General features: G+C 71.9%; 8 protein-coding genes and 1 pseudogene. 6 read left to right on the top strand and 3 right to left on the bottom strand.

Annotated features, from left to right (window positions below; translation table 11 throughout):
• The first annotated feature begins 1 nt into the window (after position 1).
• From WMF27_RS30520 to WMF27_RS30505, 4 genes are all read left to right on the top strand, one after another.
• Positions 2-1,174, top strand: coding sequence for a hypothetical protein (locus tag WMF27_RS30520; RefSeq protein ID WP_437765353.1), 1,173 nt, complete (start codon positions 2-4; stop codon positions 1,172-1,174).
• A gap of 106 nt (positions 1,175-1,280) precedes the next feature.
• Positions 1,281-4,067: a hypothetical protein gene (locus WMF27_RS30515; RefSeq protein WP_437765354.1), complete on the top strand. Its 2,787-nt coding sequence runs from the start codon at positions 1,281-1,283 to the stop codon at positions 4,065-4,067.
• A 15-nt stretch (positions 4,068-4,082) separates the two neighbouring features.
• Positions 4,083-6,152: an AAA family ATPase gene (locus WMF27_RS30510; protein WP_437765355.1), complete on the top strand. Its 2,070-nt coding sequence runs from the start codon at positions 4,083-4,085 to the stop codon at positions 6,150-6,152.
• A gap of 388 nt (positions 6,153-6,540) precedes the next feature.
• Positions 6,541-7,701 (top strand): eCIS core domain-containing protein, encoded by a 1,161-nt coding sequence (locus WMF27_RS30505; RefSeq protein WP_437943189.1) that lies wholly within the window; start codon positions 6,541-6,543, stop codon positions 7,699-7,701.
• Between the two features lie 255 nt (positions 7,702-7,956).
• Here WMF27_RS30505 and WMF27_RS30500 read toward each other — a convergent pair whose 3' ends face one another.
• Both WMF27_RS30500 and WMF27_RS30495 read right to left on the bottom strand, forming a co-directional pair.
• Positions 7,957-9,288: a sigma 54-interacting transcriptional regulator gene (locus WMF27_RS30500; protein WP_437765357.1), complete on the bottom strand. Its 1,332-nt coding sequence runs from the start codon at positions 9,286-9,288 to the stop codon at positions 7,957-7,959.
• Between the two features lie 479 nt (positions 9,289-9,767).
• Positions 9,768-10,280: a hypothetical protein gene (locus WMF27_RS30495; RefSeq protein WP_437943188.1), complete on the bottom strand. Its 513-nt coding sequence runs from the start codon at positions 10,278-10,280 to the stop codon at positions 9,768-9,770.
• A 231-nt stretch (positions 10,281-10,511) separates the two neighbouring features.
• Between WMF27_RS30495 and WMF27_RS30490 the strand changes: the two genes are divergently transcribed.
• Positions 10,512-12,125 (top strand): eCIS core domain-containing protein, encoded by a 1,614-nt coding sequence (locus WMF27_RS30490; RefSeq protein ID WP_437765359.1) that lies wholly within the window; start codon positions 10,512-10,514, stop codon positions 12,123-12,125.
• A gap of 355 nt (positions 12,126-12,480) precedes the next feature.
• Positions 12,481-12,678, top strand: a pseudogene (locus WMF27_RS30485) (IS21 family transposase); the annotation flags it as partial.
• 249 nt (positions 12,679-12,927) lie between these two features.
• On the opposite strand, the gene WMF27_RS30480 reads toward WMF27_RS30485, so the two are convergent.
• Positions 12,928-13,995, bottom strand: coding sequence for an RNA polymerase sigma factor (locus tag WMF27_RS30480; protein WP_437765360.1), 1,068 nt, complete (start codon positions 13,993-13,995; stop codon positions 12,928-12,930).
• Between the last annotated feature and the right edge of the window lie 18 nt (positions 13,996-14,013).

Here is a 14,013-nt window from a genome sequence, read left to right as displayed (position 1 = left end):
CATGGCCGATCGCGTCCGTGTCGCCTACGAGGACGGGCAAGTGCTCGGAGCCGAGCACCTGTCCGCGGATCAGGCTTACTTCCGCGCGGCGCTCGAGCGGCGCTCGCTCACCCGCGACATGTACGGCGTCGCGTTCGGCCTGGAGCTCGGGGTCGTGCGCACCGAGGCGCGCGAGATCCTCCGCGTCGAGCCGGGGGTGGCCTGCGGTGCCGACGGCCGGGTGATCGTCGTCCGGAGCCCGGAGGATCTCTCGGATCTGCTCCGCGGCCGGAGCGTGCGGAACGCGAGTTATGCGGTGCACCTCGCGTACGCGGAGCGCGAGGACGAGGAGCTCCGCGGTCTGCCCGGCAATCTGCCGTCCGGGCGCTGGATCGTGGAGACACACCGGTTCGACCTCGAGGCGGAGCCGAAGCCGCCGGAGGCTGCAGGTCGCCGAGAGGGGCCGCGGGTCTCGCCGCACGCGACGCTCGGGGAGCAGCGCGGCCCCAGGCAGGGCGGGGTGCGCCTCGGCTATGTAGATTTCGACGGCGAGGGTCGGGTCAGCGTGCGCGCCGCGGCGCGACCGCTGCACCGCGCGGCGCCGGCGGCGGGGCCGGGCGGTGCAGCGGTGCCGGGTGGGCCCGCGGCGCGCGTGGAGCCGGAGCCAGCGGCGGGCATGCAGCACGCCGGTCTGGTCGGCGCGGCGCTCGCACACCCGCGCGCGTGGAGGGCGGCGCAGGGCGGCGAGCTCTCCGTCGCGATCGAGCTCGATCCGGTGCGTGGCGTGCACTTCCACCACGAGGCGGTGCACCACGCCCCGGCCTTCTTCGCCGGCGCGATCGTCGCGCAGGAGGGGCTTGCCTGCGAGCTGCAGGCCGAGGGCGACGCCGCGGCGCTGTCGCGCCGGGCGGTGACATGGGGAGAGACGGGGGTGCGTCCGGCCCGCAAGGACGAGCAGTCCAGGGTGATCGGGGTCGTGGCGAGCACCGACGGGACGAGGGCCAGGGTGGTGGTGTCCGGCGCGGCGCGGGCGCGGGTCGCCGGCGCGGTGCGGCCGGGGGAGTGGCTCTCGATCTCCGAGGAGGCAGGCGCGCTGTCGCGCACGGAGGAGCCGCGGGTCGGCACGCTGGTGGCGAAGGCGCTCGAAGCGGCCGAGGGGGGCGGAGAGATCCGCGTGCTGGTGTGCCTCGGGTGACAGCGGGCGGGGCGGCGGCGACGGCGCCGGAGGGTGAGGATCGCCGCGGCGGCGCGGCCGGTGACAGGGAGGCCCTCGCCTGCTCGAGGGCTCGACGAGCGGGGGCATGACGACCGAGGTTGCGATTGCTCGCCTTCACCTGCACGTCCGCGGCGTGCCCGCGCCGCTGTCCTCTGCGGAGGCGTTCGTCCGGGCCGTGCTCTCCGCGCTGGAGCGGCAGCTCGACGCCTTGCCCGATCTGCCGGAGGTGGTGGTCCTTCCGCGCCTGTCGGTCGACCTCCGCGTCGCCGTCCCGCGGGGCGTCTCCCCGGCTGACGCAGTCGCCCGCGCGCTGGCGGACATCATCGCGCGGGCGGCGCTCTGCGCCCCCGCCGCGGCCCCGCTGCGCGCCGGTCTCGAGTGCGCGACCGCCCCGGCGCGCATCGCCCCGGCGCGCATCCCCGCCGCCCGCGCGCGCCTGCTCTATGCCGCCGCACAAGCTGCCCGCGCCGCACAGCCCACCGCCGTGGTCGCCGCGATGCTCCGGCGGGCGACGGCGGCGGTGGACGGTATGGATGCCCGTCTGGACCGCTGTTCGGAGCTCGACGCGGTGGGTTCGCGCTCGGCCCTGGCTTCCGGCGGAGCGTGGGGTTTCGAGCCGCGGCGGGCCGCGGCGGTGGAGGGCTCGCCGGAGGTCGCGCCCTTTTCCACGGGCGCGCTCGTCGCCGCGGCGCTCCGCACGCCCCGCCCGCTATCGCTGCTCGGCCGTCTGGCCCGGGCGCGGCTGCTCGGGAGTCTGGCCGAGGCCCTCGTGCAGGCGAGGGGCGCCGACGCAGCGGGGCTGTCGGGGAACGCGGGGTGGCCCTCGGCGGGCGCAGCAGCCGCTTCGGGTCGCAGGGGTCACGGGTCTCGTGCCCCCGGTGCCGCGGCAGCCTTGTCCTTGCTGAGGCGCGTCGTCGAGGAGCTCGCCGATTGCAGCGGCGCTCGCCCAGACGATCCACCGCTGGGCGATCCGTCGCTCTGCGAGGAGGCCAGGGCGCGGATCGAGGCGGCCAGGGCGCGTGCCCTCCGCGTGATCGCGCGGGCCAGCGAGGCCCTTGCCGCGCCGGTGCAGCTCGTGCTTGCCCTGGCGGAGCTCTGCCGGACGGGCCGGGGCGCGCTCGTGCGCTCGCGCGCCGGGCGAGCTGCCGTGCTCGACGAGATCGCGCGCCATGAGCTCGACAAGCTCGATGCCATGGATCCCACGGACATCAACGCAGCGTGCGATCCCGTCGCCCCGAGCAGCGTCCCTGGCGCAGGGGGGGCCGTCGGATGCGCTGACGGGAGCCTCGCGCCTGCCGAGCCCAGCCAGGGGGGTTCGCCGGAGCAAGGCGCCTCACCGGTCGAGGCTGCGCCTGGCGGGCCCCACCCTCTGGTGCCCGGGGCCAAGGAGCATCGGGCCGGCGCGGATGCGGGAGCCGCCGTCACGGCGGACCGCGCTTCAGCATGGGCAGCGTGGGATCCCCAGCGCGCAAGCACTTCGAACGCCACAAGAACGAGCCCTGGTACCCACGTCGAGCCGCACCCGCCGCCGGTACCGAGCAGGGAGTCGCGTGTGTCGAGCAGGGAGCCGATCGCCCCTTCGACGATGGCCGACCGTCCGCGGCGCAGCGCCGTGCTCCTGGCTGCCCGTCCTCTCGCCGATCTCGGCCGTGCGGCCCGCCGCGGTCGCCTGTCCGAGCTGGTCGTGCAGCTCGATGAGCCCGCCGCTCGAGCGTTGCTCGGCTGCATTCATGCCGAGCTACTCGAGGCGGGTCCACGCCTCACCGCCGCGCAGCTGCAGGCTGCCGACGCACTTCTCTCTGCCGAGGCGCGCGCGCTGCGTGCTCTGGCCGTCACGGCGAGGGTCGGCACGACCGACGACCCCAGGCAGGGTGCCCTCAGCATGTCCGCTGCCGGCTGCTCCGGCCTGGAGCTCGACCCCGCTCTCCTGGCACCGGCCGTGAAGCTGGTGCTCGCCTTCGCCGAGCTATGCCGCGCCACGCCCGCGGCCCTGCTCCATGCACCCTCCCTGCGCGGGCACGCGCTGACCACAATCGAGCAAATCGTCGGCGCCGCTGCCTCAACACCGTCGCAGGCAGCTCCAGCACCTCCGCAGGCCGCCTCGACGTCCTCGCAGGCAGCTCCAACCCCTCTGCAGGCCGCCTCACCCCCCTCTCCCGCACCGCCCTTGGGCTCGACGCCTTCGCCCACGCGCCCGCCAGCTGCTCTCGCGCCTCTCTCGACAGCAGCGGATCCGCCCGTGCCCTCGCCGTTCGCGGCACCCTCCCGCGTTTCGCTGGTGCTCCCGGATCTCCCGCCCGAGGACACCGCGCTCTGCTCCCGGGCTGCCGGCCTCGCATTCCTGGTCCGCCCGCTGATCGACCTCGGCTGGGCCCACGCGCTCGAGGCCGTCCAGCCAGAACCCACCCTCGCCCTCCATGGGGTCCTTCGCCAACTCCTCGCCGCCGAGCTCGGCGAGGCGTGGGCCGACGATCCGGCCGCGTGGGTGCTCGCCGGCCTCCTCGACGCCCCAGCCCCGGAGGAGCGCGAGGCCGACGCCGCCTCGTGGACCCCGGACCGCTGCGCTGCCCTCGCCCGCGCGGCTCTCGCGAGCGCCACGGCCTACGACGCCGCGTGCGCCGCCTGGGCGCGCGCCGCCGTCGAGGAGGCGCGCCGACGGTTCGCGGATTTCCCCGCTGGCGTCGAGAGCCTCCCGCACGACGTCATCGCCATCCCTGGCGTCCTCCAGCGCACCGAGACGGCGCTGGAGGTGCACCTGCCGTTCACGCGGAGCTACGAGGCGCTCCTGCGCGCCGGGCTCTCCTTCGACGTCCCGCAGGTCCCCTGGCTCGACGAGGGCCCGCTCCGCTTCGTGTTCGGCGAGCAGGGCTGAGGAGAAGACCCCACGATGCCCCCTTCCCAGCACCGCCTCGACAGCGCCCTCCTCGCCCCCCCTGACCCCGGCGCGCTGGCCTCGCCGCTCGCGCGCCCCGCGCTCGCCCTCGCCATCGGCTTCACCGCGCAGGCGATCGCGGAGGCCCTCGCCCGCCGTCGGCACGACACCTCTCGCGACGTCTCCTACTCAGCCACCGAGGAGGTCGCCCGGACCGTCGCCCAGCTCGCGGCGCTCGCCTCGCCCGGTGCCGCGCGCGCGGGCCTCGATCCCGAGGGGGCCGCGGCGCGCGCCCGCGCCGCCCTCGACTGCCTCCTCGACGACGAGCCCGACGAGCCGCTCGGGCGCATCGAGCGCGGCCTCGGCCTCGACCGCGCCGAGCGCGATCTCCTGCGCTTGCTCGTCGCCTGGGCGAGCGAGCCGCGCGTCGGCGTGCTCGTCGGCCACGTGCACGACGCGCTCCAGCGCACGCGCCCGACACACGCCGCCGCCGCCGAGATCCTCAACGACCCGACCGGCGTCGCCCTCGCGCTCGACGCGTCGCGCCCCCTCCGCCGCGGGCTCGTCGTCGAGCTCGACCACCCAGGGCCCGACGGTGCGCTCTCGCTCGACCCGCGCATCGCGATGTTCGCCGCCTCCGCACGCTGGTCGCCGCTCGCGACCGCCGCCGGCGCGTGCGCCCTCGTGCTCCCCGGCGAGGCGCCGCCCACCCTCGCGGCCCGCGTCGAGGGAGTCGGCCCGGACACCACGCTCGTCGTCTGCGGCCCCATCGGCTCGGGCCGCCGGACGGCCGCGCGCGCGCTCGCCGCGCGCGAGCAGCGCCCCATGCTCCTGCTCGAGCTGCGCGCCGGCGACGCTGCGCCGCTCCTGACCCTCGCGATCCGCGAGGCGCGGATCCTCGGGGCCCGTCTCGCGATCCGCGGCGAGCTCGGTGACGTCGCCGCCACCGAGCTCGCCGCCGCCGCCGACGTGCCCCTCGCCCTGCTCCTCGACGCCGGCGCTCCGCTGCCCGAACCCCTGTCCGCGCGGCCCCTCGCCCTGCTGGAGCTGACCACGCCCTCGGCGGCCGAGCGCGCGGCCATCTGGCGCGCGGCGGCCGGAGGCGCGCTGCCGGACGCCGAGATCCAGCGGGCCGCCGAGCGCTACGCGTTCACTCCAGGCCGCATCCACCGCGCCGCCTTACTGGCGCGCTCCCTCGGGGTCGAGGCGGCGTGCCGCCTCGCGACCCAGAGCCGCCTGCGCGACCTCGCCGCTCTGCGTCCGGCCAGGCCGGGCTGGGATCGCCTGGTTCTGCCGCCGCCCGCGCTCGAGGCCTTGCGCGCGGTCGCCGCCCACGTCGCACACCGCGCGCTCGTCGACGAGGACTGGGGCTTCGCGCAGCACAACGGGCTCGGGCGGGGCGTCAAGGTGCTGCTGTTCGGCAAGCCCGGGACCGGCAAGACGCTCGCGGCCGAGGTGCTCGCCGGCGAGCTCGCCATGCCGCTCTTCCGGATCGACGCGTCCCGGATCCTCTCCAAGTGGATCGGCGAAACGGAGCAGCACCTCGCGCGCCTGTTCGACGAGGCGGACCGCGCGCACGCCGTCCTGTTCTTCGACGAGGCTGACGGCCTGTTCGGCCGGCGCACCGCGGTCAGCACGGCCACGGACCGCTACGCCAACCTGGAGACGAACTACCTGCTCCAGCGCATCGAGGAGCACGAGGGCGTCGTCCTGCTCGCCACCAACCTGAAGGGCAACATGGACGAGGCCTTCGCGCGCCGGCTCCACCATGTCATCGAGCTCCCGGAGCCGGACGCCGCCGCGCGGGAGCGGATCTGGCGGCTCTCGATTTCGCCGCGCGCTCCGGTCGACGCGGGCATCGATTTCGCGGCGCTCGCCCGACGGTTCGAGCTGCCCGGGGGTGCGATCCGCAACGCCGCGCTGTCCGCGGCGCACCGGGCCGCGGCGGACGGCGCGCCGATCCGGCGGGCGCACCTGGCCGCGGCGCTCCTCGCCGAGTACGCGAAGCTGGATCGGCTCTGCCCGCGCGCGGACCTCGACGCGCTCGTCGCCGTCGACGCGCCCGCCGGCAGCCCCATCCGATGAGCCGCCGCCGGCCTCGCGACGCGGCCGGCCGCCACACGCTTCTGCCATCGCAACCTGGGTCGACTCGCCTCATCTCCTGACCTCGGTATCCGGCCCCAAAGGATGTTGCAGAGCGCCACGTGGTACGTCGCACGCTGCAACATCGCGTCGAGCCCTGGCCCTGCGCTCGCCGAGGATCTGCGGAGGCGCGCTCCTTGCGCAGTCGAGCGCGGGAGGTACTCGCATGGACTCAGCGTTCCGTGAGAAAAGAGAGAAAGCCGCCTCGACCGCGCCGCTACCGAGGCGCAGCGAGGGGATCGCTCACCAGCCTTTCGGGAGCAGCGCCGGCCTGGCATCGGGCGAGGGCAGATTCTCCTCACCTCTCGGACGGATGACCGCGAAGGAGGCCGTGGGCATCGCGCTCCAGCGGCGAACGGTGCGCGTGGCCGCGCACCACGCGGCCGGCGGCGCGGTGCCGAGGGGTGTCGAGGGGGCATCGACGCCGAACCGCACCGGGCTGCCAGATTCGCTCAAGACCGGTATCGAGCGTCTCTCTGGCCTGCCCATGAACGACGTCCGGGTCAATTACAACTCCACCGCTCCCGCGCAGCTCCAGGCGCTCGCGTACACGCAGGCGTCGGAGATCCATGTGGCGCCCGGACAGGAGCGGCATGTGCCGCATGAGGCGTGGCACGTGGTGCAGCAGAAGCGGGGGCGGGTGCGGGCGACGGCGCAGCTCTTGGGGCGCCGGCTCAACGATGAGCCGGCGCTGGAGCGCGAAGCGGATACGATGGGGGCTCGGGCAGCGCAAGGGGAGGTACATGCGCCTCGAGCGTCGGCCGCGTCGGGTCACGCTGGTAGCGCGTCGGAAGAGCTGGCGGGATCCGATGTACCCCGCTTCGATTTCCTGTTCCCGCCGCACCCGGCGACGGTCGTGCAGCGGCACGCACCGCACCCGGCGACGGTCGTGCAGCGGATGGCCCCGGAGGAGGAGCTGACGCCGGAAGGCATGCTGGAAGACATGCGGGGCGCGGGAATCGGCAACGTAGATGTGCTTGAACAGTCCTACAGAGACGCCGCGGGAGGCGCGTTCAAGGCAGGTTACGAATATCAGATCGAAACGACGCACAGGCTCATTGTGCAAGTGAAGGCGGTAGAGTATGTGTACAACGAGAAAAATAGTCGCGCGGACATCCTATTTGATGATGGATCTCTTGGTGAATGCAAGAAAACATCAAACTGGGGAGCGGCGTGGAAGCAATTTGACAAGGAGCTTGCTGCCTACGCTCAGTCGGGGCGTGATATGCAATTCTACATGAATCCATCTCCGCCTAAAGAAATCAATGAGATGATTCTGTATTATTTTGACTATTCCGCTTCTGAGAATTGGCGTCTGAACGGTGCGAGTCTAAAGAAGCCAGGTGTATACAGTGCGCTCCGTTTCGATTCGCCCAAGGGGTTCGATAATCCGTTGGATTGGGTCAGATATTTGGATAGGGAAAAGGCCAGTTTGGTGGCGATGGTCGATTCGCCCGAAGGTGCCTTTGGCGAAGCAGGCGAAGACTTGTAGGAGCTCGGGCCGGATGATCCAAGCCGGCTGAGCTGAGGTCCCGCCCGAGCTGACAACGTCAGCTGTCGAAGTGCTGCTCAAAAAGAGCCGCCACGACCACGGCGCGCTGGCGATCCTGCGCGGACAGCGCCGCGCGCGCACGCGGAGCATGCCGCCACGGAGCCAACCGCAACGACTTTATGTGGGCGCGCGAGAGCATCAGGAGCATCCCGGTCGAACGCCCTCGTCCGAGGCGCCGCCGGCTCCGTGGCGCGCTCAGGTGAGCCGACGCCGGCTCCGCGAAGGGGGCGCGTCCGGCGAGCTGTCGCGGTCGGCCTGTCCTCCGGGAGCCGGCGACGGCGCGCCCTCGCCGGGCGCGGTCATCCGCTTCAGCCGCCGCCACAGCGTTGTGCGGTGGATGCCGAGCGCCTCGGCCACCTGCCCGCGCGCCCCCCCGTCCCGCAGCACCTCTAGGATCCGCCGGCGCTCGAGATCGGCCAGCGTCCCGTCGGCCGCGTCCCGCTGGCGCGCCGCGGACAGCTCCGGCGCGAGCCGCAGGAGCTCGTCGATCCCGACCTCTCCATCGCCGGCCAGCGACAGCACCCGCTCGATCACGTTGTGCAGCTCGCGCACGTTCCCTGGCCATGCGTAGGCGTGGAGCGCCTGCTCCGCCTCCACCGAGAGCGTCACGGCGCCGCTGCGCTCGTGCGCGGCGGACAGCTTGCGCGCGAGCGCGGCCAGGTCTCGCGGCCGCTCGCACAGCGGGGGCACGTCGATCACGAACGTGGCCATGCGGAAGTAGAGATCGGCCCGGAAGCGTGACCGCTCCACCTCGCGCTTCAGGTCCCGGTTGGTGGCCGCCACGACGCGCACGTCGACGGTCGTCGCGCGCGCGCCGCCCACGGGCCGCACCTCCCCGTGCTCGAGCGCGCGCAGGAGCTTGGCCTGGATCGCGGGGGCCAGCTCGCCGAACTCGTCGAGGAACAGCGTGCCCTGCTGCGCCTCCACGAACGCCCCAGGCAGGGTGGACACCGCGCCGGTGAAGGCGCCGCGCACGTGCCCGAAGAGCGTGCTCTCGACGAGCCCGTCCGAGAGCGCCGCGCAGTTGATCGCGACGAACGCGCCCGGGCGCCCCGAGCGCTGGTGGAGCCGCCGCGCGAGCAGCTCCTTGCCCACGCCGGTGGGACCGGTGATCAGCAGGCTCGCGCGGCGCGGGGCCGCGATCTCGATCACCCGCAAGGCAGCGCGCAGGGGCGGATCGACGGCGACGATCTGCCCGTGCTCCGCGAGCTCCAGCGCGGCCAGCACGGCGTCGCGCAGCCGCCCGGGACCCAGGGGCTCCTTCAGATCGCGGCCGAGCTCGAGCACCGGCGCCTCGTCCGCAAGCGCGCTCCGCACGTCCTCGGGCAGCGAGCCATGATGGACGATGACGAGGTCCGCGGCGGGCCACGACGCCGCGAGGTCTCCGGGCGCGATCAGCGCGACATCCAGCTGCGGCTGCCCGTCATCGAGCGAGCGCAGCGTGCGCGCAACGTCCCGGCCGAGCTCCCCCGGGATGGCGACGAGGACGCTCGACAGCCGCGCTCCTCGCAGCGCAGCGCGATGCACGGGCTGCTCGGGCGCTCCGTCTGAGCGGGCAGATCCACCCCTGATAGCGGGCATCGTGGCTTTCCCCCTTCGACCCACGACTTACCAACCGCGAGAGCCGGTTTCTAGCTCGCTCCATCTGGAATCGCAAGGGAGTCCAGCGGTGAAGTCCGAACGGTGATGGGAGAGGGACTTCACAAACACCGTGTCGACGACAGACCGGCGCTTCCCACAGAGCGCATGAATCGAGCCCCGACGTCAGCGCGCGTCGGCCCTGTGACAGGCGCTTACTCGATGCCCTGAGCGCAAGAGCAGGGCCTGTGGATTCGGTGTCGACCGGCACGGTCTCGCTGGCCGACGCGCCTGCGGCGCTGGCAGGGGAGATGCCCTGAGCGGCAGAGCCACGCGAGCGCCGCTTCTTGCGCCGGGCTATCTTGTGAATTGTCCCCGAGCGCGCCGTGTCCCCCGCCTGACGCTGGCCGCGCTCCACGCGACGAGCGCTAGGCGGCGCAAACTCCCTGCGGAGCCGGCCCCCTGGACTCGCGCTCCTTGATCTCCTCGGCGAGGCGCTGCTGCTCCTTCCTCGCCTCGGCGACAGCCTTCGCCCTGGCGAGCTCGGCCTCGGTCATCTCGCGGTGGATCCGCGCGTTCACTCGCTCGAACTCCGCCGAGGCCAGGCGATAGGCGCTCTGCGCCTCCCGCTCCTTGATCTCGGCTTCTTCGCGCGGCCGCTTCGCCGCGTCCCACTTCTTCTTCGCGTCGTCGAAGGGCTTCCTGGCGTCCTCCAGCGCCTTCTCGGCGGTCTGGCGTCGCCTGATCTCCTCGGCCTCCGCCTTGTTGACCTCGGCCTCGAGCTGCTCGATCCGGGCCTTCAGCTCGTCCACGTCTGCTCGCATCTGCGCCTCTTCTCGCTGTGTCTCCGCCTTCTTGAGCCGCTCTTCCGCCGCTCGCGCCAGCTTGGCGTGATCTTCTCTGTTCGTGGTCCCCTCGCATTGCATCGACTTTTCGGCCACAGGTCACCTCCGGCTCGCGTGTGCGAGCGCATCCTCGACGACGTCGCTGTCACGAGTCGTGCCGGGGGATGAGCCGCGAAACGCGCGCGACGTAGGGCCGCGCGCCGCCGCGGCGTGGCGATGTGCAACGTCGGCTGTTGCACAGCGCATCGCCGCGCGGGGCCGGCATCGCGCGGCGCCGAGGAGGCAAGAGGTGTGCTTCTTGAATGGGCTCGTGCCGGAGGGATTCACATGGAGTCGGAGTTCCGCAGGGAGTCGAACCTGGAACCGCACGGCGTTCGCCGCGAGCCTGGCGCGGGCGGTGCAGTTGGGCCGGCCAGGAGCGCGAATTCCGCTGTCCTGGAAGGCTGGAGAGCGGGAGTTCCGGGCGTGCGGATGACCGCCAAGGAGGCGGCGTCGCTCGCGCCGGCGCGGATGACGGCAAAGGAGGCCGCGGGGGTCGCGCTGCAGCGGCGAGCGGCGTTCTCGTCCGGCCGCGACGGGGCACGTCAAGACCGGGGCGAACCAGGGCAGCGAGCAGGGGCCGGCGTGCCCGCGCCGACCGCGGGGCGCGCGATGCCGGAGGCGGTGCGAGAGCGGATGGAGAGCGCGTTCTCGGCCGATTTCTCGGATCTGCGTATCCACCCGGGCTCGGCGCGCGCGACGGCGCTCGGGGCTCTGGCGTACACGCAGGGGAGCGACATCCACGTCGCGCCCGGGCACTGGGCGCCGGAGACGGGGCGGGGGCAGGAGCTCCTCGGCCACGAGATCGCTCACGTGGTGCAGCAGCGGGAGGGGCGCGTGCGGGCGACGGCCCAGACGCAGGGCGTGGCGCTCAACGACGAGCCGGCGCTGGAGCGGGAGGCTGACGAGCTCGCGCAAAAGGCCGTCAAGGCCAGCACGGAACCAGCGCAACGACGGACGACCGCCGGCGGGTGCTGGGACGTCATGCAGCGGACGGAAGCGTGGGGCCACGATCCGCCTGACGCACAGCTAACCGCGTTCGTCAAGGCGCTGGACACTCTTGTAAACCAGGCTGCCCGGATGATCCTGCAGGACCCGCTCTCTATTCCGGAGACCGATGGATACATCGCGCGTTGGAAGGCGGTTATGACATCTTTCATGGACGAGTTCCAAGGCACGGGAGATCTGAAAAAGGCACTCGAGAGAGAGAAATTCATCTACGCGGCCTACGGCTACGCCGTCGAATCGCTCACCAACGTCCAGATCGGCGTTCTCAACCCCCATCTTCCCGCGGGCGCCGTGGTCTCGGTGCAAGCAACCCGCGGCCATACGCGCCCGGACGTGGTGGTCAGGCGTGGCGACGGCACGGATGTTGGTTGGTTCGACATCACCGCATCAAATAGCAAGAATCACATTAACGGCAAGACGGGCAGCGGCTGGAAGAATCAGCCCTACGTCGCGGAGGTCACATACCGCTCGCTGGACGACGCCGCACTGATGACGCTGGTGCAAAATGCGCTCACAACCAGGATGTCGTCGGGTGAGCTGGAGAGACTGAGAAAGATGGCCAGAGAGAACAGGCAACGGCAGGAAAGGCATCTCAGATCTGTCGGCCGGTCAGTCAAGAAGGCCATCGAAGCTGTTCAGCATTTTACAAACATGACCGTCCGAGCCAACGAATTCGAGTCCGTGCTCGCCACGGAGCTCGGAATCGATGGGAAGTTGCCGCCGCAGACCGCCAAGGGGGTACTCGCTGAAGTCTCGGAGCAACTCCGAGAGAACTACGGCACACTCGCTGGTCGGGCCGGTTACCGGAGGACGCGCGCATTGGGGCGGAACAGCGAGGCGGCGAGGGACCTGATCTACGGAGTGCAGGGCTCCCCTACACCCGCAACGCAGTGATGTAGCGAGCGCCAGACATCCAACGTCGCCCCGTCACCCTCACACAGGTCGCCAACAGCCGGCCCGCGCAACGTGAGGAGCGGCCGCTCGAAGCTCCAATCCTCGATGCACCAGGTGCACGGCGCCGGTGAGAAGCATTCATCGACTTCTCCGGCAACAAGCCGAGCATCGGCGACCCTGTGACCGGCGAGGCGACGGAGGTCGAGCTGTTCGTGATGGTGCTCGTCGCGAGCAACTACACGTATACACGTATGTGGAGGCGATGCGCACGCAGAGCCTCGAGGTCTTCGTGGGCGCGACGGTGTGCGGGCTCGACTACTTCGGCGCGGTGCCGGAGATCCTGACGCCCGATCCGCTCCGGAGCGCGGTGAGCACGCCCCACCGGGTGGATCCGGACATCAACGCGACGTACGCGGAGATGGCGCAGCACTACGGTACGGCGGTCGTGCCGGCGCGTCCGCGTAAGCCGAAGGAGAAGGCCAAAGTCGAAGGCGGCGTGCTGATCGCGCAGCGCTGGATCCTGGCGTGCCTGCGCCACCGCCGTTCCTTCAGCCTGGTCTCCTCTGTGTCCGTCCGTCGGTCGTCGTGCAGCCGTCACAGGCGCTCCCAGTACCGCGCCGGCGTACCGGTGAAGGCCTCCAGCTGCCGCGCAAGGCCGGGCGTCATGGGGAGGTCGCTCCTCAGCAACCGCTCCGCCTCCCTCGGCGGTAGCCCCGTGGACACAAGGCAGATCTCGGCCCTGTGCTTTCCGACGACATCACTTGCGTCACCGCCCGCTGGCTGTCGGAGGGACGTCGAGGACTCAGCGAACTTGCGTCAGGAGCGCTTCACGCTCCGCGGCGAGCTCTCCTTGCGGGAACTCCCGTGCATGTCTATCAAGCAAGCGGCGCGCCTCTGCCTCTGCGACCGCGTTATGCTCCTCGATGGCCCTTCGGGCCTCGTCGATGAGGCTCTGCTCGCGCTCGCTGACGGCTGGGACCACGGCGCGGACGGGGAGCGAGGTACGACGAACCGGCGCGCCTGACGGAGCAGGCACCTGTGCGTCTCGGTCCTGCGCCGGCTGCGCGATCTCCTGGGCGGTCGGCGCGGTCGGCGCGGCGGCCGCGCGCATGGGAACTTGGACCGGCGGCGGCGCGATCTCCTCCACCGCCAGTGCGGGCGCAGGAGCGCGCACCGCCGCTGCCCGCAGCCACGACTCCGGGCTGAGCGAGTCCGGCAACGTCGCGACGACGGCGCCGGTCAGCACGACGACCGTTCCCTGCACCAGGATCTTGATGCTCAGGCGGCCTAGCTTGCTCAGCCACCCCTCGCGGTCCCGCAGATCGAAGGCGAACGGGACGCATGCCGCGTCGTCCCATCCGCGCGAACGTTGCCGCGCCCTCCGGCGTTTCACCGCCGCGGCGAGGTCCTCGAGCGCTCGGAGGTAGTGTGTACTCACCGTCTTCGGGTTGAGCCCCAGCTCGGAGGCGATCTCGATGAGCGGCACCTCCTCGAGCGCGTGCCTGATCAAGACGTCGCGGTAGTTGGGGTCGACCTGGTTGATCAGGTCACGGAGGAGCGCCTCCCGCTGCTGCCTGCGGAGCATCTCTTCCGGGGTCGGGCTCTCCGCCTGAGGCTCGTGATCGTCGAACGAGGTCAGGACCTCCCCCCGACGGCGCGCGTTCCGGACGTGGTTCCGCGCCTGGTTCCGGACGATGGTGGCACCGTAGGCCGCCCGAGCCTCCCCCAGCTCGATCCGCTGATTCGCTTCCAGCTCCCGCAGCAAGGCGTCCTGCGCGAGGTCCTCCGCGTCTCGCGCAGGGACACCGAGACGCCGCGCGAGGCGTCTGAAGAACTCGAAGCCGGTAGGGGTGCGGCCTGGCTCGCCCATGACCGGTAAAACACCTGA

The organism is Sorangium sp. So ce281 (assembly GCF_051527395.1).
Lineage (GTDB): Bacteria > Myxococcota_A > Polyangia > Polyangiales > Polyangiaceae > Sorangium > Sorangium cellulosum_B.
Note: the sequence above shows the minus strand (reverse complement) of the source record. Positions and strands in the feature narration are given on the sequence as shown.

Excerpts from the sequence above, each read along its gene's own strand:
- WMF27_RS30480 (WP_437765360.1), bottom strand. The coding sequence starts at position 13,995 with ATGGGCGAGCCAGGCCGCACCCCTACCGGCTTCGAGTTCTTCAGACGC.
- WMF27_RS30490 (WP_437765359.1), top strand. The coding sequence starts at position 10,512 with ATGGAGTCGGAGTTCCGCAGGGAGTCGAACCTGGAACCGCACGGCGTT.
- WMF27_RS30510 (WP_437765355.1), top strand. The coding sequence starts at position 4,083 with ATGCCCCCTTCCCAGCACCGCCTCGACAGCGCCCTCCTCGCCCCCCCT.
- WMF27_RS30520 (WP_437765353.1), top strand. The coding sequence starts at position 2 with ATGGCCGATCGCGTCCGTGTCGCCTACGAGGACGGGCAAGTGCTCGGA.
- WMF27_RS30515 (WP_437765354.1), top strand. The coding sequence starts at position 1,281 with ATGACGACCGAGGTTGCGATTGCTCGCCTTCACCTGCACGTCCGCGGC.